Annotated in this window: 17 protein-coding genes; 12 read left to right on the top strand and 5 right to left on the bottom strand. The window is 40.9% G+C overall.

What is annotated here, in order from left to right:
- Nucleotides 1–11 precede the first annotated feature (11 nt).
- Nucleotides 12–3,131, bottom strand: a complete 3,120-nt coding sequence (locus BFS30_RS07530) for an efflux RND transporter permease subunit (protein ID WP_069378722.1) — start codon at nt 3,129–3,131, stop codon at nt 12–14.
- A gap of 9 nt (nt 3,132–3,140) precedes the next feature.
- The gene (locus tag BFS30_RS07535; RefSeq protein WP_069378723.1) at nt 3,141–4,217 is read right to left on the bottom strand and encodes an efflux RND transporter periplasmic adaptor subunit; all 1,077 of its coding nucleotides are present in this window, start codon (nt 4,215–4,217) and stop codon (nt 3,141–3,143) included.
- 308 nt (nt 4,218–4,525) lie between these two features.
- Here BFS30_RS07535 and BFS30_RS07540 point away from each other — a divergent pair, with 308 nt between their 5' ends.
- Nucleotides 4,526–6,310 carry a M61 family metallopeptidase gene (locus tag BFS30_RS07540; protein ID WP_069378724.1) on the top strand — a complete coding sequence of 595 codons (1,785 nt, stop codon included), beginning with the start codon at nt 4,526–4,528 and terminating at the stop codon, nt 6,308–6,310.
- A gap of 73 nt (nt 6,311–6,383) precedes the next feature.
- On the opposite strand, the gene BFS30_RS07545 is transcribed toward BFS30_RS07540, so the two are convergent.
- On the bottom strand, nt 6,384–6,863 hold the full coding sequence (locus tag BFS30_RS07545) for a hypothetical protein (RefSeq protein ID WP_069378725.1): 480 nt from the start codon (nt 6,861–6,863) through the stop codon (nt 6,384–6,386).
- A gap of 249 nt (nt 6,864–7,112) precedes the next feature.
- On the opposite strand from BFS30_RS07545, the gene BFS30_RS07550 reads away from it, so the two are divergent.
- From BFS30_RS07550 to BFS30_RS27370, 9 genes are all read left to right on the top strand, one after another.
- Nucleotides 7,113–8,885, top strand: a complete 1,773-nt coding sequence (locus tag BFS30_RS07550; protein WP_069378726.1) for an AMP-dependent synthetase/ligase — start codon at nt 7,113–7,115, stop codon at nt 8,883–8,885.
- Complete coding sequence (gene ggt, locus BFS30_RS07555; protein WP_208603041.1) at nt 8,863–10,581, top strand: gamma-glutamyltransferase; 1,719 nt, start codon at nt 8,863–8,865, stop codon at nt 10,579–10,581. Before BFS30_RS07550 ends, ggt begins: the two co-directional genes overlap by 23 nt.
- Before the next feature lie 124 nt (nt 10,582–10,705).
- Nucleotides 10,706–12,034, top strand: coding sequence for an OmpA family protein (locus BFS30_RS07560; protein ID WP_069378727.1), 1,329 nt, complete (start codon nt 10,706–10,708; stop codon nt 12,032–12,034).
- Between the two features lie 130 nt (nt 12,035–12,164).
- A complete protein-coding gene (locus tag BFS30_RS07565; protein ID WP_069378728.1) occupies nt 12,165–12,623 on the top strand; it encodes a MarR family winged helix-turn-helix transcriptional regulator in 459 nt (152 codons plus the stop codon).
- Nucleotides 12,604–15,009 (top strand): 3-hydroxyacyl-CoA dehydrogenase/enoyl-CoA hydratase family protein, encoded by a 2,406-nt coding sequence (locus tag BFS30_RS07570; RefSeq protein WP_208603042.1) that lies wholly within the window; start codon nt 12,604–12,606, stop codon nt 15,007–15,009. Before BFS30_RS07565 ends, BFS30_RS07570 begins: the two co-directional genes overlap by 20 nt.
- 24 nt (nt 15,010–15,033) lie before the next feature.
- A complete protein-coding gene (locus BFS30_RS07575; RefSeq protein WP_069378730.1) occupies nt 15,034–16,212 on the top strand; it encodes an acetyl-CoA C-acyltransferase in 1,179 nt (392 codons plus the stop codon).
- 9 nt (nt 16,213–16,221) lie between these two features.
- A complete protein-coding gene (locus BFS30_RS07580; protein ID WP_069378731.1) occupies nt 16,222–18,012 on the top strand; it encodes an acyl-CoA dehydrogenase family protein in 1,791 nt (596 codons plus the stop codon).
- Nucleotides 18,013–18,139: 127 nt separating this feature from the next.
- Complete coding sequence (locus tag BFS30_RS07585) at nt 18,140–18,640, top strand: FKBP-type peptidyl-prolyl cis-trans isomerase (protein ID WP_069378732.1); 501 nt, start codon at nt 18,140–18,142, stop codon at nt 18,638–18,640.
- Nucleotides 18,637–19,533, top strand: a complete 897-nt coding sequence (locus BFS30_RS27370; RefSeq protein ID WP_083251984.1) for an FKBP-type peptidyl-prolyl cis-trans isomerase — start codon at nt 18,637–18,639, stop codon at nt 19,531–19,533. The genes BFS30_RS07585 and BFS30_RS27370 overlap by 4 nt, the downstream gene beginning before the upstream one ends.
- 17 nt (nt 19,534–19,550) lie before the next feature.
- On the opposite strand, the gene BFS30_RS07595 is transcribed toward BFS30_RS27370, so the two are convergent.
- Together BFS30_RS07595 and BFS30_RS07600 are read right to left on the bottom strand one after the other, a co-directional pair.
- Complete coding sequence (locus BFS30_RS07595) at nt 19,551–20,855, bottom strand: cryptochrome/photolyase family protein (RefSeq protein ID WP_069378733.1); 1,305 nt, start codon at nt 20,853–20,855, stop codon at nt 19,551–19,553.
- A gap of 26 nt (nt 20,856–20,881) precedes the next feature.
- Nucleotides 20,882–21,790 (bottom strand): TIGR01777 family oxidoreductase, encoded by a 909-nt coding sequence (locus tag BFS30_RS07600; protein ID WP_069378734.1) that lies wholly within the window; start codon nt 21,788–21,790, stop codon nt 20,882–20,884.
- A 153-nt stretch (nt 21,791–21,943) separates the two neighbouring features.
- Here BFS30_RS07600 and BFS30_RS07605 point away from each other — a divergent pair, with 153 nt between their 5' ends.
- Both BFS30_RS07605 and BFS30_RS07610 read left to right on the top strand, forming a co-directional pair.
- Nucleotides 21,944–23,233 (top strand): DASH family cryptochrome, encoded by a 1,290-nt coding sequence (locus tag BFS30_RS07605; RefSeq protein ID WP_069378735.1) that lies wholly within the window; start codon nt 21,944–21,946, stop codon nt 23,231–23,233.
- Between the two features lie 108 nt (nt 23,234–23,341).
- Nucleotides 23,342–24,220 (top strand): MerR family transcriptional regulator, encoded by an 879-nt coding sequence (locus tag BFS30_RS07610; RefSeq protein ID WP_237028724.1) that lies wholly within the window; start codon nt 23,342–23,344, stop codon nt 24,218–24,220.
- Nucleotides 24,221–24,249: the final 29 nt, after the last annotated feature.

Genomic DNA, 24,249 nt, shown 5'->3' on the forward strand with positions numbered 1-24,249 from the left:
TGGATCATGAATTAATGTGCTGTTTTTTCTGAACTCTCTTCAGCTAAAGCCGCCTTTAATGAAAGTTCTAATTCTGTATTTGCTTTGTGCTCTTTAGACCAGTAGGAGTAAATAGCCGGAATTACAAACAGGGTTAATATCAGGGCGAACAAAGTTCCGCCAACGATCACAATTCCCATTCCCATCCTGCTTTTTGCTGCGGCTCCTAAAGCCATGGCAATTGGAAGTGCTCCAATAGCAATGGCCAGACTGGTCATTAGGATTGGCCTGAGTCTGGAAACTGAAGCCTCTCTGATCGCGTCATGAACACTTTTTCCTGTTTCTTTTAGCTGATTGGCGAATTCTACAATTAAGATTCCATTTTTAGTTACCAGTCCGATCAGCATGATCGTCCCGATCTGGCTGAAGATATTCCAGCTTTGACCAAATAGCCAGAGTGATAAAAAGGCCCCGGCAACGGCCATTGGCACAGTGAGAATGATAATCACAGGATCTACAAAACTCTCAAATTGTGCAGAAAGGATCAGGTATACCAGCAATAAGGCAAGTCCAAAGGCGAATAGTGTATTGGAAGAACTTTCCTGGAAATCCCTGGATTCACCGCCAAGATCTGTAGAAAATGATTCATCCAGTATCTTAGCTGAAATCCTGTCCATGGCTTCAATTCCTTCACCGATGCTTTTGCCTGGTGCCAATCCGGCGGAAACTGTAGCCGAGATAAAACGGTTATTTCTGTATAACTGTGGCGGACTACTTTTTTCTCTTGCCGTCACCATATTGTCTACCTGAATCAATTCATTTTTGTTATTTCTTACATAAACAGAGCTCAGGTCTAAAGGATCTTTACGGTCGTTCATCTCAAATTGCCCGATTACTTGATATTGTTTGCCATTCATAAAGAAATAAGAGAAACGCTGACCACTTAAGCCCAGCTGAAGTGCCATTCCTATATCTGATACTGATACTCCGAGATTTTTCGCTTTATCTCTGTCGATGGTTAAATCGATTTCCGGTTTATTGAATTTAAGGTCCACATCAGAAGTGGTGAAAGTAGGATCTTTGGCTACTTCATCCATAAACAAAGGAACTTTATCCCTGAGTTTCTCAAAGTTTTGAGCCTGGATGATGTAATTAACCGGTAACCCGCCCCTTCGGCCTACAGAAATCGTAGGTTGCTGGGTAACGACAACTTTTCCTTCGGTATATCTTCTGGTAATCCTCGTTAGCTTGGCAGCAATTTGATCCTGAGTAAGACCACGGTCGCCGGGATCGGATAACCCCATCCGGATAAACCCACTATTTGTAGATCCTGATCCACCAAATCCCGGGGAAGTAATGGTGATATTGACTTTTGTATCCGGAATAGAATCGCTGATCATCTGCTGAATTTTCATCATGAAGCGATCTGTATAGGCAAAAGAAGAGCCTTCCGGTGTGGTTACACGCATATTGATCGCACTACGGTCATCATAAGGAGCTGTTTCTTTCGGTAAAATTTTCCAGAATAATGCGATCATGGCCACACAGACCAGAATAATGGGGATAGATAGCCATTTTTTATTGAGGAACTTATTCAGGTTATCCGCATAACTGTCGTTCAATTTAACAAAATAGGGTTCTGTAAGGTTATAAAACTTAGACTTTTCATGCCCTGTTTTTTTCATCAGGTAAGCATTTAGCATTGGGGTCAGGGTGAGGGATACAAAGGCCGAAATGAGCACGGCGGCGCCAATTACAATCCCGAACTCCCGAAAGAGCCGCCCGACGAATCCCTCCAGAAAGATCACTGGTAAAAATACTGCTGCCAGCGTTACGGAGATGGAGATCACTGCGAAAAATATCTCATTAGATCCTTTGATCGCTGCTTCAAATGGGGAGTAGCCTTCTTCCACCTTTTTAAAAATGTTTTCGGTCACTACAATCCCATCATCCACCACCAATCCGGTGGCCAGAACGATGGCCAGTAAAGACAAAACATTGATGGAGAATCCAAAAATGTACATGATAAAGAAGGTGAAAATCAATGATACAGGGATATCCAATAAAGGTCTGATGGCAATTGCCCAATCCCTGAAAAACAAATAAATAATCAGGATCACCAGGATCAGGGAAAGAATAATGGTTTCCGCAACTTCCGTTACAGACATTTTAATGAACTTAGTGGTATCTAAAGAGATGTTTAGCTTAATGTCTTTAGGGACATCTTTCTGTAATTGTTCAAATCTCTTGTCAAACTCTTTTGAGATGTCCAGGTAATTTGCCCCCGGTTGAGGAACAAGTCCTACCGCCACCATGGGTTTACCTGATTCTCTTAATATGGTTTCCTCGTTTTCTGAACCGAGCACTGCATAACCGACATCCTTTAAACGAACCACATTATCGGTGTCATTTTTCAGAATAAGGTTGTTAAACTCTTCTTCATTGGTCAGTTTTCCAAGGGTCTTTACGATCAGCTCTGTATTTGCCCCTGTAATTTTTCCGGATGGAAGTTCCACATTTTCATTGTTAAGTGCGGTAACGATATCCTGTGAGGTTAGCCCATAAGCAGCCAGCTTATCCGGTGAAATCCGGATTCTCATTGCATATTTCCGCTGACCCTGGATCTGTACAGTACTAACACCTGTGATGGTCTGCAGGCGGTCTGCAATAACATTTTCTGCATAATCACTGAGCTCCATCACATTGCGTTTATCACTTTGAATGGTCATGGTGATTACCGCATCCGAGTTGGCATCTGCTTTACTCACCACCGGATTTCCGTCAATATCTTTGGGAAGGCTTCTTGCGGCTTGTGATACTTTATCACGTACATCATTTGCTGCGTCATCGATGTCCTTATTCAGGTTAAATTCTATGGTGATGTTACTGCTTCCCTGATTGCTGGAAGAGGAAATATTCCTGATCCCATCAATACCATTAATGGATTTCTCCAGGGGTTCTGTAATCTGGGATTCAATGATGTCTGAGTTTGCGCCCGGATAAGATGTCCTTACGGAAACGACCGTAGGGTCAATATTCGGATACTCCCTAACGCCCAGGAAATTATAACCAATGACGCCAAAAAGGAGGATCATCAGGTTCATTACGATGGCCAGAACTGGCCTTTTTATACTGGTGGTTGAAATACTCATAAAGGAAACTTAATTTTTAACCACAGTTACTTTTACAGGGGCATCCTGTTTTAAGGCCATTGCACCAGTCGTCAGCACAGTATCACCTACTTTCAATCCCGAAGTAATGACAATATTTTCAGCAGTCCGCGTTCCCGCTTCTACTTCAACTTGCTGGGCCTTGCCATTTTTACTGATGAAGACTATTTTTCCCTTTAATACCGGAATAACGGCCTCATTGGGAATCATGATCGCATCTTTCGTTGTGGTAAGGGCAAGTTTGATCTTTGCGAAAGATCCTGGAAAGAGTTCATTGTTGGGGTTAGGCACAAGGGCTTTGATCTGCAAAGTCCGGGTTTGGGTATTGATTCCAGGTTCTATCGCAAAAACTTTTCCGGTAAATGTCTTTGTATACCCATCTGTTGTGAAAGATACCTCCGATCCGTTTTTAATTTGTCCGATGTACTTTTCCGGAACAGAGAAGCTGATTTTTAAAGGGTTTATACTGGATAGATTGGCAATCACTGCTGCTGGGGTTAGGTATACCCCCTCTGATATAGACCGTAGTCCTATTTTTCCACTAAAAGGAGCGAAAATTGAGGTCTTTGCCAGTTGGGCACGGATCAGTTGTGCCTGTGCTTTCAGGGATTGAAGATTGGCGAGAGAAGTATCATATTCTTCCTGACTGATTGCTCCTTTTTCTAATAATTGTCTGGAACGATTTTCATTAGTTGCCGAGAGTTTTTGTTTCGTTAAAGCATCTTGTAATTGTGCCTGAATATCGCGGTCGTTAATTTTAACGAGCAAACTGCCTTTAGTCACATTGGACCCTTCTTTAAAATTGATGCTGGTCACCAGACCGGAAACTTCACTGTGCAACTCTACTGATTCATTGGCTTCCAATGTTCCGGTTACTTCCAGGTCATTGCTGAAATCACCTGTTTTAACAACAATCCCATTCACCTGTAAACCCTTTCCAGGACCACCTTTTCCTTTCCCCATTCCAGCACCCTCATCTGCAATCTTTTTATTGGCAGAGATCCGGTAATAGACTAAATAGGCAATGCCCAGACCGATCAGGGTATAGATGATGTATCTTAGTTTCATATGTGGTGAATAGGATAAGTTAACGTGCAAAAATATTTAAATATACGGCCTGTAGTAGCTTGTATTAAGTATGTTACAGCTTAATATTCTTTTTAAGGATGATGAAAAGAGATAAATTATACATTTGTTTATCGCCCGTAAAAAGTAAATTAGCGCCTTCTTTAAGCTATGACTTAAAAGAAAGAGAAAAGTTTAGCCTGGTTTAATTAGTTAATATAACAATTATGATACTAAAAAAACAGAACTCGATCCGGAAAAGGCTTGATTGGAAGAGAACATCGGGTAAAATAAAACAATAATATTAAGGAATGAAAAAATCAATTGCAGGATTAGTAATATTACTATCAGTAGGTATGACAGCCAGATCGCAGGTAAAAGTAGGATTCGAGGTAAGCTTTAAAGAACCTCAAGCACATTATGTGGAAATGGAAATGAATATTTCCGGATTGGTTAAGGATTATGTGGATGTGAAAATGCCGGTATGGGCACCGGGGTCCTACCTGGTTCGTGAGTTTGCAAAGAGCGTGGAAGATTTTAGCGCCACTGCGGGTGGGAAACCCGTGAAATTTGAAAAAGTGAAGAAAAATGCATGGAGAGTCTACTCCGCTAAATCCAATGCCATAAAGATTAAATACAGGGTATATGGTTTTGAAGTTTCCGTACGCACCCCCTTCATTGATGAATCGCATGCTTTCCTATCGAGTACAGGAATATTCATGTATCCCGATGGATTATTGAAATTGCCAAGCACAGTAAAAGTGATCCCTTTTAAAGGATGGAGCAAAGTGTCTACCGGACTGGAACCTGTAGCTGGACAACCTTTTACTTATACAGCTTCAGATTTTGACGTCTTGTTTGACAGCCCTATCGAAGTAGGAAATCAGGATGTGTTTGACTTTATGGCCTCAGGTGTGAAACATGAGGTGGCGATGTACGGCGGTAACTATGATAAAGAGCGGTTAAAAGTTGATATGGCTAAAATTGTAGAACAGGCGACGGCTATTTATGGGGAAAATCCTAATAAACACTATACTTTTATTGTTCATCATTTTGAAAGAGGTGGAGGTGGTTTAGAGCATTTGAACTCTACCGTTTTAGGGGCCTCCCGAAACGCCTATCAGACAGAGGAAGGTTATCTTGGGTTTTTAAATCTGGTTGCGCATGAGTATTTTCATTTGTGGAATGTGAAAAGAATGCGTCCGATTGCTTTAGGTCCATTTGATTATGACAATGAGAACTATACTACTAATTTATGGGTTGCAGAAGGGTTTACTTCTTATTACGAGAATAAATTGGTGTTACGTGCAGGTTTTGTAGACCAAAAGGCTTTTGTTGATGGCCTCGTTACTGCTGTTGCCAATGTCTCTAATACTCCGGGGGCTAAAGTGCAGTCGGCGGCAGAATCAAGTTATGATGCCTGGATTAAAGGTTACAGACCAAATGAAAATTCTAATAATACCGGAGTTTCTTATTACAGCAAAGGAGAGGTGGTAGGACTATTGATGGACCTGGAGATTGCAAATGCAACTAAAGGAGTAAAAAGTCTGGATGATGTGATGAAAGCGATGTACCTGCAGGGTAAAACTTTAAAGAGAGGGTATACTGATGCAGAATTTAAAGCCATGGTAGAGAAGATTAGCGGTAAGAGTTTTACTGATTTCTGGGCAAAATATGTTAACGGGACCCATCCTGTAGAATATGATAAGTATTTTGGATATGCCGGAATCAACATTAAAAATCAAAACGAAGGAAACAATATTCCGTATATCGGTGTGGCTTCTAAAAAAACCGAAGGCAGGATTATCATTTCTGCCGTATCAAGAAATTCTGCGGCTTGGGTTGATGGTTTGAATGTCAATGATGAAGTGATCAGTGTAGATGGAGTTGGTGTTGAGGCTGCGCTGGAGCGCATGCCGGTAATTACAAGTAAAAAACCTGGTGATATGGTAACAGTGAAAGTGAAAAGAGATGGAATTGAGAAAGATATTAAACTGACCTTGAAAGCGAGCCCCAATATCAAGCTGGTGGCCGAAATTGAAGGCAATGCCACTGAATCGCAGGTGTTGGTACGAAAACGTTGGATGGGACTATAGGTCTGGCGAAACATAAAAAAGCGGGGTCAGGAAATTGTTTTCCTGACCCCGCTTTTTTATAAGTTTTTCTGATTTAGAAAGTATAACGTAAAGACAGACCAACACCTGAAGCGTCAAAATCTGTATCCGGAACAAGTCCGATGGTTGGTTTCCAGTCTAATGAAATATTGATCGGTGCATCTGCAAATTTATAATCCAGACCTAAAACACCGTCAACACCTAGATAAAGGTCACTTTGATCTTTTGGTTTGTATTTAACCGTTCCTACCGTACCACCAACACCATAATACCAGTTTAATCCGGCTGCATTGCTGATTGGGTTATAGATTTCATATAAACCGGTTACGCGGAAATAGTTATAGTTACTGTTCGATCTAAAATTGGCAATGATATCTACCATCTTGTTTCCACCAAGTGTTGTTTTGAAAGTAACCCCATTTGCAGCGCCAAAACGACCACCAATAGCGTTATCGTAACCCTGCGCATTTGACTTTAAATTGAAAGCAAAAGTTGCAATCACGGCTAAACAAATAATAGTAAGTAATTTTTTCATAATCTGTGTTTTATTAAATTTTTAATGATGATTCCTAGCTTAACAACTATTGTGCCGATAAATTGAAGAGGAAATTTACACTCTTTTATCTGAGTCATTTATGTCGGGTTTTTACCCACTGAGTTGTAGTTGGCGTCTCCCAATTAATTATTACAGAAAGAAAACATACCAATATTTAAATTGGTTTTGATAGAGAATTTAATTTATTAGATTTGGGAAACACCAGGTACAAATTATAAAATCACGGTTATGGCTGTAACGATTACACGAGTATTTGATTTACTTCAATACAATTTAGAGAATTTTCCGAAAGAGGAGTTTATAAGTGGTAAGATTAAAGGAGAATGGAAAAAGTATAGCACCAAAGATCTTATCGAGGCTGTTGATGCCTTGAGCAGGGGGTTGGTTGGTATTGGTGTAGGGAAAGGTTCGAGGGTTGCTGTGATGTCCCATAACCGGCCGGAATGGAATATTTCTGATTTTGCTATTGTGCAGTTAGGAGCCTATCAGGTTCCTTTATATCCGACACTTGCAGAACATGATATAAAATTTATCATGGAGAATGCCGAAATTACGGTGGTTTTTGTTGCAGATGAAGAGATTTATAAAAAGGTAAAGCCGGTTTGTGACGAATTAAATACAGCTGTGAAGATTTACTCATTTAATCCGATAGCCGGAGTTTCTTCCTGGGAAGAATTGGTTGAAGCAGGGAAAGAAAATACTTATATTGACCTGGAGGCCTATCGAAAAGAAGTGACACCGGATGATATTTTAACATTGATCTATACCTCTGGAACAACTGGTACACCTAAAGGTGTAATGTTGACGCACAATAACCTGGTGAAAAATTTTGAGTACTCTTCTGTACTGGTTCCTCCTGGATTACACAAAGCATTGAGTTTTCTTCCGCTATCCCATATTTTTGAAAGGATGATCGTATACCTCCATATGTATAAGGGAGCATCTGTTTATTATGCAGAAAGTACGGAGACAATCGTTGCCGATATTCAGTTTGTGAAGCCTAATGGCTTTTCTACTGTTCCCCGTCTGCTCGAAAAAGTATACGATAAAATCATAGAAAAAGGAAAGGCATTGACCGGGGTAAAAAAGGGAATCTTTTTCTGGGCTCTTTCTTTAGCCGAGAAATTCGATTTTAATAATGGTGCCTTTTATAACTTTAAACTAGGGATTGCCCGAAAATTGGTGTTTTCAAAATGGCAGGCAGCAATGGGTGGAGAGATCGTAGTTATTGTCTCAGGTGGGGCGGCTTTAAATCCCCGTCTGGCTAAGATTTTCTATGCTGCAGGAATGCCGGTCATGGAAGGCTATGGTTTAACAGAAACTTCGCCGGTAATTACTGTAAACTATTTTGGACAGACCAGATTTGGAACGGTAGGTCCGGCTATTGAAGGTGTAGAAATTAAAATCGGACCAGACGGCGAAGTGCTAACCCGTGGACACAATGTGATGAAGGGTTATTATAATCGGCCAGACCTGACAGCAGAAGCAATTGATGCTGATGGTTGGTTTCATACCGGTGATATCGGTGAACTTGTGGAAGGACGGTTTTTAAAAATTACGGATAGAAAAAAAGAAATATTTAAAACTGCTGGTGGAAAATATGTTGCTCCACAAATGTTGGAAAATAAACTAAAAGAATCTCCATTGGTAGAGCAGGTGATGGTGCTTGGTGAAAACAGGAAATTTCCTGCTGCATTAATCGTTCCTACCTTTGAAGCGTTGAAGGGTTGGTGCGGAAAGAAAGGTATTCCATATACTACCAATGAACTGATTATCAAAAATCCTTTGGTCATAAAAAAATATGAAGAAATTGTCGCCTACAGCGTTAAAGATTTCGGGAAATGGGAGCAGGTTAAACGTATGGCACTATTGTCAAAAGAATGGAGTATCAATGATGGGGAGCTGACTCCAAAACTGAGTTTAAAAAGAAAAGTGATCCTGGAGAAGAATGCAGGCGTTATTGAGAAAATTTATGCAGATGCAGAAGGATATAAAGGATAAATTCATTCCCTTGATAATGGGTTTTGTTCTGGTTTCGGCTATCTGGATTTCAGGGTGTGCAGGTGGGCAATTGGGGAAACAGAATAGTGAGGAATACCGTAACGGAATGGTTGTATCTGCAAGTCCTGATGCGTCAAAAGTAGGGCTGGATATTTTAAAAAAAGGAGGAAACGCTGTTGATGCAGCCGTTGCCGTTCAGTTTGCTTTGGCGGTAGTTTATCCCAATGCAGGAAATATTGGTGGTGGAGGTTTTCTGGTTTACCGCTCAGCAGAAGGAGAGACCAATACGCTTGACTTTCGGGAAAAGGCTGGAGCGGCTGCTTCACGAAATATGTATCTTGATTCGACAGGACAGCCGATAGTAGACAAGAGTTTATATGGACAATTGGCTGCAGGTGTTCCAGGCTCTGTTGCCGGAATGATCACTGCACATGAAAAGTATGGAAAACTGAAATGGGCCGATTTACTGGAGCCGGCAGTTCAGCTGGCCAGAAAGGGATTTGCTATTACAGCACGGCAGGCAGCAGAATTGAATGATTTACGTGATAAGTTTGTTCAGTTTAACCCATTTGGAACTGCCCTGATTAAAGAGGGGCAATGGGCTAAGGGTGATTTGCTGACACAAAGTGAACTGGCAAATACCCTGGAGCAAATCCGCGATAAAGGTCGCGCTGGTTTTTATGAAGGAGCAGTGGCGGATAGCCTGTTACTGGAAATGAAACGTGGTGGTGGTATCCTCACAAAGGAAGATTTAAAGAATTATCAGGCCGTTTGGCGAAATGCAGTTACGGGAACGTATAAAGGTTATAGGATCATTACTATGCCGCCACCTTCCAGCGGAGGTATAGCCTTAATTCAATTGCTCAAATCAGTAGCTCCATATCCTTTAAGAAAATGGGGGAATCATGCCGATTCTACAGTGCAGGTGATGGTGGAAGCAGAACGGAGGGTATATGCTGACCGTGCAACTCATCTAGGTGACCCTGATTTTTATGCGGTTCCCGGAAAGGAGTTGATGGAGGACGATTACATTAGGAGCCGAATGAAGACTTTTAGCTGGTCAAAGGCAACTGCCAGTGCAGTTGTCAAAGCAGGGGGCATCAAAGGAAAAGAACATGAGGAAACCACACATTTTTCTATTGTAGATAAAGCGGGAAATGCCGTTTCTGTTACGACAACGCTAAATGGTTCGTATGGAGCTGCGGTTGTGGTAAAAGGAGCTGGATTTTTGTTGAATAACGAAATGGATGATTTTTCTGTAAAACCCGGTTCGCCTAACATGTATGGACTTGTGGGCGGGGAAGCAAATGCGATTGCACCTGGAAAAAGAATGTTGAGCTCTATGACACCTACTATTATTGAAAAAGATCGTAAATTGTTTATGGTGGTAGGTACCCCTGGAGGCTCTACCATAATAACGTCTGTTTTTCAGACCATTTTAAATGTGATTGAATTTGATCAGAACATGCAGCAGGCGGTAACGTCAAAACGCTTCCATCATCAATGGTTGCCAGATGAGGTTTATATCGAAGAAGGGGCTTTGGATAGTCTGAATCAGTCCAGATTGAAGTCCAGGGGCTATATTCTTACACCAAGAGGTCCCATTGGACGAGTGGATGCGATCCTTAAAACGAAATGGGGTTATTACCAGGGAGGTGCTGATCCTCGTGGAGACGATCTGTCACTCGGTTGGTAGCCTGTATAGAATTCTGCACACTTAATCTCAAATAACAGTCGTTTAAAGCAGTTTTAAATATTGGCCTAAGTATTGAAATGAATTATATGATTAAACATTGTAACAATTATTTAATACTTATTTTATGAAACAAAATTTATTTAAAACCCTGCCTGTAGCTTTCGCTGCGCTCCTTATAGGAGGTTCCGTTCAGGCTCAGGATCAAGCAGGTACAAATTCAAATCAGCTGACTTCATGGTCAATTGGTGTTAATGCTGGGGTTTTAACTCCTACGTCTCCTCTTGGTGGTAAAAACGATTTCTCTAACAATAAATCAAGCTTAGGGTATGGTCTTTACATCAAAAAACAATTTACACCATATTTCTCTCTACGTTTAGACGGAGTACGAGGTAAATTAAAAGGTGATAACACTGAAAAATGGAAAAGCGGTTTACCGAATGTAAGCCCTGTAAGTGCTTTCGAAACTGATCTTAGTTATTCAGGAAGTTTAAATGCAGTTGTGAATTTATTTAACATTGATATGTTCAATAAAAATAGTGCTTTGCAATTATATGCTTCTGGTGGTGCTGGTTTAGCTGGTTATAAAGTTAAAACTGCAGTTGGCGGTGCGGGATTAAAAGATTATGCTGGCGATAAGACAATCAGTGAATTAATTATTCCTGTAGGTTTAGGTGCTAAAGTTAAATTGTCAGAAAAGATCAATTTAGATTTAGGATGGACTGTAAACTTTGTTGATGGTGATAATCTTGATGGTTTCTACCGTGGACAAAACGATAAATATTCATACGCTTATGGAGGTTTAGAGTTTGCTTTAGGAAAAGGAAAACAATTAGCATGGCATAATCCTGTTGCTTTAACTTATGATGAGGCATTACAGGCTAAACAAACAGCTAATGCTTTAAAAGGTGATTTGGATGCCCAGAAAGCTGAAAATGCAAGACTGAGATCTGAAATGAATGACTTGCTAAAAGATACAGATGGTGATGGTGTTGCAGACAAATTGGATAAATGTCCAGGTACTCCTTCAGGAACAGTAGTTGACGGTTCAGGTTGTCCTCTAAAAACTCCTGCACCAGTTGTTCAGGAAAAGGTGATCATTACCGAAGCTGACCGTAAGGTAGTGGATGAAGCGATCAGAAACTTAGAATTTGATTTAGGTAAAGCAACCATCCGCTCTAAATCTTATGCTACTTTAAATAGAGTTGCTGCTTTATTAGTAGAGAAAAACTTTAGCTTGAAATTAGCTGGTCATACAGATAATACAGGTTCAATGGCTTTAAACTTACGTTTATCGAAAGCAAGAGCAGAATCGGTTAAGGCTTATTTAGTTTCACAAGGTGCAAATGCTTCACGTATTGAAGCTACAGGTTATGGTCCAAACCAGCCTATTGCTACTAATAAAACGGCTGCTGGTCGTCAGAAAAACAGAAGAGTAGAATTCACTCTTTACTAGTCTGAAATAGTATTTAGTTTAACAGCCGCCTTACCTGTGTAAGGCGGCTTTTTTTGTGATATAATTTTTTTTATTGCGCTTGCATATAAGGTTTTAATTCTATAGCTTTGTTATGCAAGCATAGTAATTCATGAAACAACAAGAGACAGTAGATTATTTTTTGAAAGTGGTTTGGCAGAATGTTTCCAACACTTATAATCAGATCGCATCCGGCTTCGGGATCACACAGGCTATTGGTTACGTGTTGATTAATATTGAAAAGGAAGGGACAGCTGTTTCTAAGCTGGCCGGCTTACTTGGAGTCAAAGCAACGAGCCTTTCAAGAATGCTAAACAATATGGAAGAAATGGGGTTAATATACCGGGAGACTTCCATGGGAGATAAGCGTTCAGTTAAGGTTTATCTTACCGATCTGGGGCGCGAAAAAAGGCAGCTTGCAAAAGGCGTAGTGATCTCTTTTAATGAGTATCTGAATGTACATCTCAGCGCACAGGAGAAAAACAACCTGATTTCAACGCTGCAAAAATTGAACAAACTTACATTGGCATATAAAATTCCTACAGAACATTATGAACAAGAAGATAAATAGAGTAGCAGTATTGGGCTCAGGTATTATGGGTTCACGTATTGCTTGCCACTTTGCGAACATTGGAGTTGAAGTGCTTTTGCTTGATATCGCTCCGAAAGAATTGAGCGAGGAAGAACAAGCAAAAGGACTGGCACTGGACCATCCGGCAGTTAAAAATAGAATTGTAAATGCCGCTTTACAAAATACAGTAAAGACTAATCCTTCCCCTGTTTATACCAAAACTGTCCTGAATAAAATTACTACGGGCAATTTTGGCGATGATATGGCTAAGATTGCAAATTACGACTGGATCATTGAGGTTGTGGTAGAAAATCTGGACATCAAGAAGAAAGTGTTTGACCAGGTGGAGCAATTCCGTAAACCGGGTACATTGGTTACTTCTAATACTTCCGGAATTCCTATCCATATGATGGCAGAAGGAAGAACCGCGGATTTTAAAGCAAATTTCTGTGGAACACACTTTTTCAATCCCCCACGTTATTTACGCCTGCTGGAAATTATCCCTACCCTGGAGACCGATCCGAAGCTGGTGGATTTTTTAATGCATTACGGAGATAAATTTTTAGGTAAAACTACGGTGCTTTGCAAGGATACGCCTGCATTTATTGCAAACCGTGTAGGTGTTTATTCCATCATGTCTTTATTGCACCTGGTGGAAAAAATGGACCTGACGGTGGAAGAAGTAGACAAGTTTACCGGACCTGCTCTGGGGAGACCTAAATCTGCTACTTTCCGTACCACAGACGTGGTTGGTCTGGATACGATGATTAAAGTTTCCAAGGGCTTATATGATAACTGTCCTCAGGACAAAGCCCATGACCTTTTCAAGCTTCCGGCTTACGTAGAGAAAATGGAAGCTAACAACTGGCTTGGTGATAAAACTCAACAGGGTTTCTATAAAAAAACAAAAACTGCTGATGGTAAGACTGAAATCCTGGCATTAGATTTAAAAACACTGGAGTATCGCCCTCAGCAAAAAGTGAAATCGGCAACACTGGATCTCACTAAGCCAATTGAGAATGTAAAAGACAGAATGAAAGTCTTTGCTTCCGGAAAAGATAAGGCTGCGGAATTGTTCCGGGCTTCTTTTTTCGGATTGTTTGAATATGTATCTGACCGCATTCCTGAAATCTCTGATGAACTTTACCGAATCGACGATGCGATGAGGGCAGGCTTCGCCTGGGATTTAGGCCCCTTCGAAGTTTGGGACGCTGTTGGAATCGCAGATGCAGTAGAGGGAATGAAAAAATATGGCCACGAGGCTGCTGCATGGGTGCATGAATTCCTTGGAGCCGGGCATACTACTTTTTATAAGGTAGAAGAGGGTATAAAAAAATACTACGATATCCCTTCTAAAAGCTATAAGGCTGTTCCTGGTACGGAGGCTTTTGTTGTACTGGATAACTTAAGAGGAAATAGAACGATCTGGAAGAATTCAGGCGCCTCTATTATAGATCTGGGAGATGGAATCCTGAACGTTGAATTCCATTCAAAGATGAATACGATCGGAGGAGATACCTTACAGGCAATTAATAAGGCCATTGACCTGGCAGAAAAAGAATACAGAGGGGTAGTTATCGGTAACGACGGTGCCAATTTTTCTGCAGGGGCTAATGTAGGAATGATCTTCATGATGGCTGTAGAACAGGAATGGGATGAGTTGAATCTGGCTATAAGAATGTTCCAGAATACCTCTATGCGTATCCGGTATTCTTCTATTCCGGTGGTGGTCGCTCCTCATAATCTGACTCTGGGCGGAGGTTGTGAATTTAGTTTACATGCTGATCATGTTCAGTTGAATGCAGAGACGTATATGGGATTGGTTGAGTTTGGTGTAGGTGTGATTCCTGGTGGTGGTGGTACAAAAGAATTCGCCCTGCGTGCTTCTGATGAGTATAAGGACGATCAGATTGTTCAGAATGCCTTGAAAGACCGGTTCCTGACCATAGGTATGGCGAAGGTTTCAACTTCAGCAGTAGAAGCATTTGAACTGGGCTATCTGCAAAAAGATAAGTATTCGATTTCTATGAACAGGAGCAGGTTAATTGCAGATGCTAAAGCTAAAGCAATAGAACTGGCTGATGCGGGATATACCAAACCGGTTCAGCGTAAGGATATTAAAGTATTGGGTAAACAAGGTTTAGGAATTGTGTATGCCGGTGCCAATACGATGTATTCCGGTCATTATATCTCTGAACATGATAAGAAGATTTCAGAAAAACTGGGTTGGGTAATGTGTGGTGGAGATTTATCCTCGCCAACGGAAGTGACCGAACAATACCTGCTTGACCTGGAAAGAGAAGCGTTTTTGTCACTTTGCGGTGAGCGTAAAACGCTGGAGCGGATTCAAAGTATTGTAACCAAAGGAAAACCTTTAAGAAACTAATTTAGGCTAATAAAAGATACTGACATGCAAGAAGCATATATTATAGCAGGATATCGTACAGCAGTGGGCAAGGCCCCTCGTGGTGTATTTCGTTTTACAAGAGCCGATGATCTGGCTGCAGAAGTCATCAAACAGTTGGTGGCCTCGGTGCCAAATCTGGATAAAACACAGATTGATGATGTGATCGTAGGAAATGCAACTCCGGAAGCGGAACAAGGTCTGAATATAGGGCGTATGGTTTCATTGATGGGATTGGATACGGATAAAGTTCCGGGCGTAACAATCAACAGATATTGTGCTTCCGGATTGGAAACCATTGCTACAGCGGTGGCGAAGATCAGAAGTGGAATGGCAGATTGCATTATTGCCGGTGGAGTGGAAGTGATGTCTGGAATGCCTTTTGGCGGATGGAAAGTTGTTCCGAACGCAGATGTGGCAATGAAAAACCCAGATTGGTATTGGGGAATGGGCCTGACTGCTGAAGCAGTAGCGAATGAGTATAAAGTAAGTAGGGAGGATCAGGATGCTTTCGCTTACCAGTCGAACATGAAGGCCGTGGAGGCGATTAAGAACGGACACCTGAACGATGGCATTGCACCTATCACGGTAGTGGAAAACTATCTGGATGGCAATATGAAAAAGAAAACGCGGAGTTATGTAGTGGATACGGATGAAGGTCCGAGAGCGGATACTTCATTAGATAAATTAGCCAAACTAAAACCTGTTTTCGCTGCCGATGGGAGTGTAACAGCTGGTAACTCCTCACAGACTTCTGATGGTGCTGCATTTGTATTGGTGGTGTCTGAAACTAAAATGAAAGAACTGGGGGTAGATCCGATTGCTCGCCTAGTGAGTTATGGTATAGCGGGAGTTCCACCAAGAATTATGGGGATAGGCCCGATTGAGGCTATTCCTAAAGCATTGAAAATGGCAGGAATGAAATTGGAAGAACTGGATCTTATCGAACTGAATGAGGCCTTCGCTTCCCAATCGCTTGCCGTAATCAAAACTTTGGGAATCGATGCTGCAAAAGTGAATGTTAATGGTGGTGCGATTGCACTTGGACATCCACTGGGTTGTACCGGAGCTAAGCTTTCCGTACAACTATTTAATGAATTGAAACGAAGAGATCAGAAATATGGTATGGTGACCATGTGCGTAGGTAGCGGGCAGGGTGCAGCCGGAATTTTTGAAATGCTTTAATAAGATATTATGGAAACTACAGACAAAAAAACAATTAAAGGTGGAGAGTTTTTGATAACAGAAACCAATTACCAGGATGTATTTATTCCTGAAGAATTTGATGAAGAGCAACAAATGATTGCGCAGACCTGCCGTGATTTTCTAGTGGCAGAGGTTTATCCTAACCTGGATCGCATTGATACACAGGAAGAAGGTTTAATGCCGTCATTGATGGATAAAGCTGGGGCACTGGGAATTCTGGGGGTATCTATCCCTGAAGAATTTGGAGGATTTGGTAAGAATTTCAATACTTCAATGCTGGTAGCGGATGTAGTTGGTGCCGGACATTCTTTTGCCGTGGCACTTTCTGCACATACCGGAATAGGAACATTACCGATCTTATACTATGGTAATGATGCACAAAAAGCGAAATACATTCCTAAACTGGGGACTGGTGAATGGAAAGCTGCCTATTGTTTGACAGAACCAAACTCAGGTTCTGACGCGAACTCGGGAAAAACAAAAGCGAAATTATCAGAAGATGGGAAGCATTATGTGATTAATGGTCAGAAGATGTGGATCACGAACGGTGGATTTGCAGATATCTTTATTGTATTTGCTAAAATTGATGATGATGCCAACTTGACCGCTTTCATCGTAGAGCGTGAGTTTGGAGGAATCACAATGAATCCTGAAGAACATAAAATGGGAATCAAAGGGTCTTCAACCAGGCAGGTGTTTTTTAACGATTGTAAGGTGCCGGTAGAGAATATGCTTTCTGATCGTCAGAACGGATTTAAAATAGCAGTTAACATCCTGAATATTGGTCGGATCAAACTGGCTGCTGCGGCAATAGGTGCATCTAAAGCAGTGATTGATACGGCAGTGAATTATTCTAACGAAAGGATTCAGTTTGATCGTCCAATCTCAAAATATGGGGCAATCAGGTTTAAGCTGGCAGAAATGGCTGCTAAAGTTTATGCTGTAGAATCGGCGAATTATCGTGCAGGTCAGAATATTGATGATGCATACGACACCTTGGTTGCTGGTGGAATGGATGCAAGTAAGGCAAAGCTAAAGTCTACAGAACAATTTGCCGTAGAGTGTGCAATACTGAAAGTCTGGGGTTCCGAAGTACTGGATTATGTGGTGGATGAAGGCGTACAGATTTATGGCGGAATGGGCTTCTCTGCGGAGGCACCTATGGACAGAGCTTATCGTGATGCAAGGATTAACCGGATTTTTGAAGGGACGAATGAGATCAACAGATTGCTGACTGTGGATATGATGTTGAAACGTGCGATGAAGGGAGAACTTGACCTGATGACTCCGGCTACTGCGGTAGCTGCGGAACTGATGTCTATCCCTGAATTCGGAGACGAAGATGATACCCTATTTGCTGCAGAAAAGAAAATCATTAAAAACCTTAAGAAGGCAACATTAATGGTGGCGGGTGCGGCAGTACAAAAGCTGATGATGAGTTTGTCTAAAGAACAGGAGATTTTAATGAACATCGCAGATATGGCGAGCTACGTATATGTGGCAGAGTCAACATTGCTGAGAACAGAGAAGTTAGTGAACCTTCGTGGGGAAGAGGCTTGTGCTGGTCAGCTGGATATGATGCGCATTTATTTTGTAGAGGCTGTTGATGGACTTCAGAAAGCAGGTAAAGAAGCATTATGGGCTTTCGCAGAAGGTGACGAACAAAGAATGATGATGGTTGGTTTACGCCGGTTTACCAAAATGGAGGCTTTTAATGTAAAAGAGACCCGTCAGAAAGTAGCACAACAACTGATCGCTGCTAATAAATATTGTTATTAAGATAACGATTCATAATTAAACTGGACGCCCTTAATTTATTAAGGGCGTTTTTTATGCAGCCTCTTTGTAATTGTTAAAATTGGTTAAAAATTGTTCCATCAGTTAGAAAAGACTATTTTTGTCTATTATGTTAAAAAACAAGATTTTCCTGGGTTTTCTTCTCTTATGCGGGCTGTTTGCTGCATGTGAGAAAAAGAAAGATTTCGATCCGGATGCTCAATTGGAAATCGATAAAGCAGTTATTAAAAAATATCTGGATGCTTTACCTGCTGGTACAGTTGACATGACAGCCGATCCTTCAGGCCTGAGTTATCAGATTCTATCTTCTGGTACAACGCCATTTCCTAAGCTAACAGATAGTATTCAGGTCTCTTATAAAGGAAGAGTTTTAGGTGCTAATAATACATTTGAAGACATTCCTTTAGATAAACCGATTTCTTTAAAGCTGGATGCATTAATGCCGGGTTGGCAGATTGCACTTCCGAAAATTGCCAAAGGAGGGCAGATCAGGATGATTATTCCCTCAACTTTAGCTTATAAAAATTTTAGCCAGGGGACCTCAATTCCTCCTTATTCAATATTAGACTACACCGTTACCCTAGTAGATATAAATAAAAAAACCAAATGATTAAAAAGTTATCACTTTATACCTTTGCCTTATTAGGGGCAGTCGTTCTTTTTAGTTCCTGCAAAAAGGAATATGAATCCATTCAGACCCTGGATGATACTAAAATAGCCGATTACCTGGCTGCAAATAATATTAATGCTATTGCGGATCCTGGGAAAACAGGATATTTTTATGTACTTACTCAGCCGGCGGATAATGGAACACCCGTGGCAGAGTATAAGGATCCGGATTCTGTACGCTTTAATCTTGAGGGAAAATCAATGCTGAACGGAACTGTATATGGAAGTTCTCCGTTAATACGGAATCTAGGTATGCCGGTAGGTTATACAGGGGGCTTCATTAACATATTTATTCCCGCTGTTTCTGAGGTGATCAAGAAGTTGAAGCCGGGAGGTAGTGCGAGGATTTTCCTGCCTTCTTATCTTGCTTTTGGAAAAAATGGAAATCCTTCTGCAAAGATTCCTTCAAATGAAATTATTGAGCTGAATATCAGTACCTATGCGGAAAGTCAGACCGTATTGGATCAACAACATATTCAGTCATTTTTAACTGCTAATTCTTTAACACCGATAAAAGATGTTTCTGGTGTTCATTATATTGTGACAGACCAGGGAACAGGAACAGATGTCATTAATTACAACACCAATGTGGAGATGAAATACACGCTGAGAATGTTGGACGGAACAGTGGCAGATTCTGGTCAGAGCACCTTTGTGCCGAAAAGCGTAGTGCAGGGGATGGGCAAGATGTTGGTTAAATTTAAGAAAGGAGCAAAATTCAGAGCATTTATTCCTTCGGTACTGGGTTATGGAAGTGTATCCAGCTCCACAGGATCAATACCTGCGAATTCCTGTTTAGATTTTGATGTCGAAATCGTTAATGTAACCAATTAAATCATTGCCATTAAGCATTATTCATTTAATGCCTCTTTAAATACTTTTAAGACTCTATCTCTGGCGAAAGCATGTTCAACTATAGGCTGAACATGCTTTCCTTGTTTATAAGCAGGAAGCCAGCGATCTATATATTTGAGTTCCGGATCAAATTTTTTGGTTTGAAGTTCCGGGTTAAAAATTCTGAAGTAAGGGGCTGCATCGTTACCCGAACCACATGCCCATTGCCACCCACCCACATTACTGGCCATTTCATAATCTAATAATTTTTCAGCAAAATAGGCTTCACCCCATTTCCAGTCTATTAAAAGGTGCTTGGTCAAAAAACTGGCCACGATCATCCTGACGCGGTTGTGCAGGTATCCTGTCTGATTAAGTTGCCTCATTCCGGCATCTACTATCGGATAGCCTGTTCTTCCCTGACACCAGGCTTCAAATTCGGATTCTTCATTTCTCCATTTTATGAGGTCATAAGCTGGCTTGAATGATTTATTGACTGTGTGTGGAAAATGCCATAAGATCATCATGTAGAAATCTCTCCAGGCAAGTTCCGAGAGCCACTTTTCTGCCCCTTGAGCAATGGCTTCCCGGGCAGCTGACCTGATGCTCACTGTACCAAAACGAAGATGAATGCCAAGATGTGAAGTCGCGTCTTCAGCAGGGAAATCTCTTTTTTGCTCATAAGCTTCAAGTTTACTGCTGAAATCCTTTGATGGAAAATGTAGGGTGGAGGTTTCAAAGCCCATTGCAGAGAGCGAAGGAAGTTCCTGAGCGGTCAGCGGTAAGAAATTATGACTGTATTTATTTAATGGATATGCACGGAGATAGAATTTATTAAGTTTTTGCTGCCACTGACGAAAGTAAGGGGTAAATACAGTGTATGGTTTTCCATCAGCTTTTATGATTTCATTCTTTTCAAAAACCACCTGATCTTTGAAAGTATGAAAGTCTATTTGTTCAGACCTGAGATATTCAGCAAGAGCATCGTCCCTTTCTCTGCCATAAGGCTCATAGTCATGGTTGACGTATACTGCTTTAACATCATGCTCATCTAAGATTTCTGACCATATCTCTTCAGGTTTTCCGAAACGGGTTAAAATGGTACTTCCCAGCATTTGCAGGTCAATGTTGAGTTTAGTTATCGTCCGATGAATAAAAGTCACTCTCGCATCCTTTTTATCAGCGAGTTTGCTAAGGATATTTTTATCGAATATGAAGAGTAATAATACAGGGAAAGGACCTTTTAGGGCTTCGTACAGAGCCGCATTATCTTCCAGTCTCAGGTCTCTTCGTAACCAGCAGATGCTAACTTCTGATCTCATTTTTCGGGATTGTGGGTTTATGTAATTTAAGGATGGTAAATATCGGTTAAAGCATCTTCAAGTTGGAGATATTTAAATGAAAATCCAGTGTCCAGAATTTTCTGGGCAGAAGTATTATTACTGATCAGTGCAACGCTGCTCATTTCTCCTAATAGGAGCTTTAAAAAACTTTTTGGTGCATTTATTGGCCATACAGGCCTGTTTAGTTGCTTAGCGATGGCTTTTGCGAGGCTAAGATTGCTGACCGGAAAAGGAGCGCAGAGATTATAAGGGCCTTTTAACAAGTCGTTTTCTACGGCACTGACAAATGCGGCTACAAGGTCATCAATATGTATCCAGGGTACCCATTGTTTCCCGCTTCCCAGCCCTGACCCCGCAAAAAAACGGATCGGCTTATCAAGTTCTGAAAGCGCACCTTCATTCCTGGCAAGCACAAAGCCTATCCTGCATTTCACAACCCTCAGGTTTAACGTGATTCCTTCATCTACTGCCTGTTCCCATTTGATACAACATTCGGCAAGAAAACCGGTGCCGCCGGGGCTTTCTTCCGTCAGGATTTCATCTCCTCCATCTCCGTAATAACCCACTGCTGAAGCTGAGATAAAAGTCTGAACACTTGTAGGTTGCGATTTTATTAACTTATAAAGTAATTGAGTAGATAAAACTCTGCTGTCGATCAACTCTTTCTTCCGCTCATTTGTCCACTGCTTTCCGGCAACGTTTTCTCCTGCAAGGTGAATAATGGTGTCAATACCCGTAAGGCAATCAACATCTATTTCCTGTTTGTAAACGTCCCATAAATAAACCTTAACGTTTTCTATAGCCCTGGCTTTTCTGGAAAGTACAGAAACCCGATGGCCTTTTTCTTGTAAAGAACGGACCAGTCTTTTACCTATTACTCCGGTGGCCCCGGTTATCAGAATATGCTTATTCATACTTGGTATAACGACTTAGCAGTGTTTTAGTTTGGATTTAAGTCTTTTTCTTGTAAATGTTTGTTGCGCTTATGTAAATATTGCTTTATGCATTCGTACTAACATAAAAATTCGTATATTTTTGTGAATTATTACTTTATGTCCTCCTCATTAATGAAATCTAAAAGAATATTAGTTTGGTTTAGAAATGATCTTCGATTACATGACAATGAAATGTTGGTTGAAGCGATTGCTAAATCTGACAGTATTTTGCCGGTTTATTTTTTTGATCCACATTATTTTCAGCCTACCAAATTTGAAACTGCAAGAACCGGAGTGAACAGGGCAAAATTCTTATTGGAAAGTGTTGCTGCTTTAAGACTGGCTTTTCAAAAACTTGGTGGAGATATTTTGTTGGTAATGGGGAGTCCGGAAGAGTCAATGGCCAAATTAGTAGAAGATTTTGAGATCTCCGAAGTGTACCACCATCGTGAAGTAGCCCCGGAAGAAACATTGATCTCTACAAAAGTAGAGGATCTGCTGTGGAAGCTTAAAATTAACTTGAAACACTTTATAGGTCATACCCTATATAATAAAGAAGATCTTCCATTTCCGATTAAGGATATTCCTGATGTATTTGCTCAGTTTAAGAAAAAAACCGAACGTGATGCCATTGTTAAGTCCTGTTTTCTATCTCCTGAAGAAATTGTTTTCGTAGAGAATGAAGAGTGGGGAGCATTCCCATCTATGGAAGATTTGGGCTTTGATCCCATTGATCATCCTATTTCTGACCAGTCTTTTTCCGGTGGAGAGGATGCCGGGCTGCAACACCTGAAAGAACTGCTGAAAGAAGGCTCCGATATTTATTTGAAGCCGATAAAACAAAGCCCCGAAAAACAGGGGTTTTCGTCGCGGTTGTCAGGATGGCTGTCTCTGGGGTGTTTATCTCCAAGAAAAGTTTACTGGCTGGTAAAGGAAGCAGAAAATGTATTTGGAGGAAATGCCAATTTCAATCAGATTCTTTTGGGCTTATTATGGAGAGATTATTTCAGATTCATGTTTAAAAAACATGGTATTGAGTTTTTTCAGGAACCAGACTTTGAAAAGGAATTATTTTTTGTGCCCGACAATGAGAATCCCGCACTGCAAAAATGGAAAGCCGGAAATACCGGACATGCTGTTATCGATAAGTACATGCAGGAATTGAATGAACATGGTTTTATCCCACATATAGGGCGTCTGCTGGTGGCTACTTTTCTGGTCCATATTTTAAAAGTTCATTGGACTAACGGAGCGGTGTATTTTGAAGATAAGCTTATTGATTATGCGCCGGCGAGCAATTGGGGGAACTGGGCGAATGTAGCAGGGGTAGGAAAGGACGCTAAATCTAAAAATGCCTTTGACCTGGACAAGCAAATCAAAATATTGGAAACCGCAGTTTCCGACGCGACTTCAATGGCTTAAATCATTTCCAAACGACTTGAAAAGCCTTTTTAATGTTTATTTTATATAAAAATTAAACAAAAATTGTTTTTTAAACAAAGTTGTTTAACATTTGTTGTAAACAATAACGTGAGGAAATTTTCAATAAGTGATATAGAGGGGCTGATTGGGATTAAAGCACATACGATCAGAGCCTGGGAAGTTAGGTACAATCTGGTGCCACCCAAGAGAACGCCCACGAACATTCGTTTCTACGATGAGGACGATTTAAAAATGCTACTTAATATTGTGGCCCTGAACGAGAATGGCTATAAAATCAGCCGGATCGCAAAGATGAGTCAGAAACAGATTTCAGATCTGGTTACCCAGTTAAAGTCCGATTGGAGTAATGATTCCGTACAAATGCTGAGCCTTTCTAATGCGACAATTGCCTATGACGAAATTGAATTTTCGGAGGTGTTGGGGAAATGTATAGATGAAATGGGTCTGGTCAAAACGATGGATGTGGTTCTTTTTCCTTTTATGAAGCGGGTAGGGATGCTTTGGCAAACCGGCACGATTGATCCTTCTCACGAGCATTTTGCTTCCAACCTGATCCGCGATCGCATCATTGTGGAAATCGATAAAGTGGACAAACCTGAAAAGACGGAAGTAAAAAGGTTTTTGCTGTTTCTTCCCGAAGCCGAAATGCATGAAACTGGCCTGCTTTTTGCCAGATACTTGTTGAAAAGGTGTGGACATGATACCCTGTATCTTGGATCGGAAATACCTTATGCAGATCTTAAAAAAGTAGTGGATTCCTATCAACCGGATTTCGCATTTATTGTTTTAACTTCTTTAAATCTGGGGAAAGACATTAATAAAATTATAGGTAAGGTCATGGACAATCTGAATGTTCCGTTGTTAGTTGCAGGTAGTTTAATCTCTGAATTCGATATCCTTGTGAAGGATCAGCTGACCCCGTTAAAGAATGTCTGTGATATGACCGATTTTTTGGAAGATTTATAAAGAAAATTGCCTGACTTAATAGGTAAAAT

Source organism: Pedobacter steynii (assembly GCF_001721645.1).
Classification (GTDB): Bacteria; Bacteroidota; Bacteroidia; order Sphingobacteriales; family Sphingobacteriaceae; genus Pedobacter; species Pedobacter steynii_A.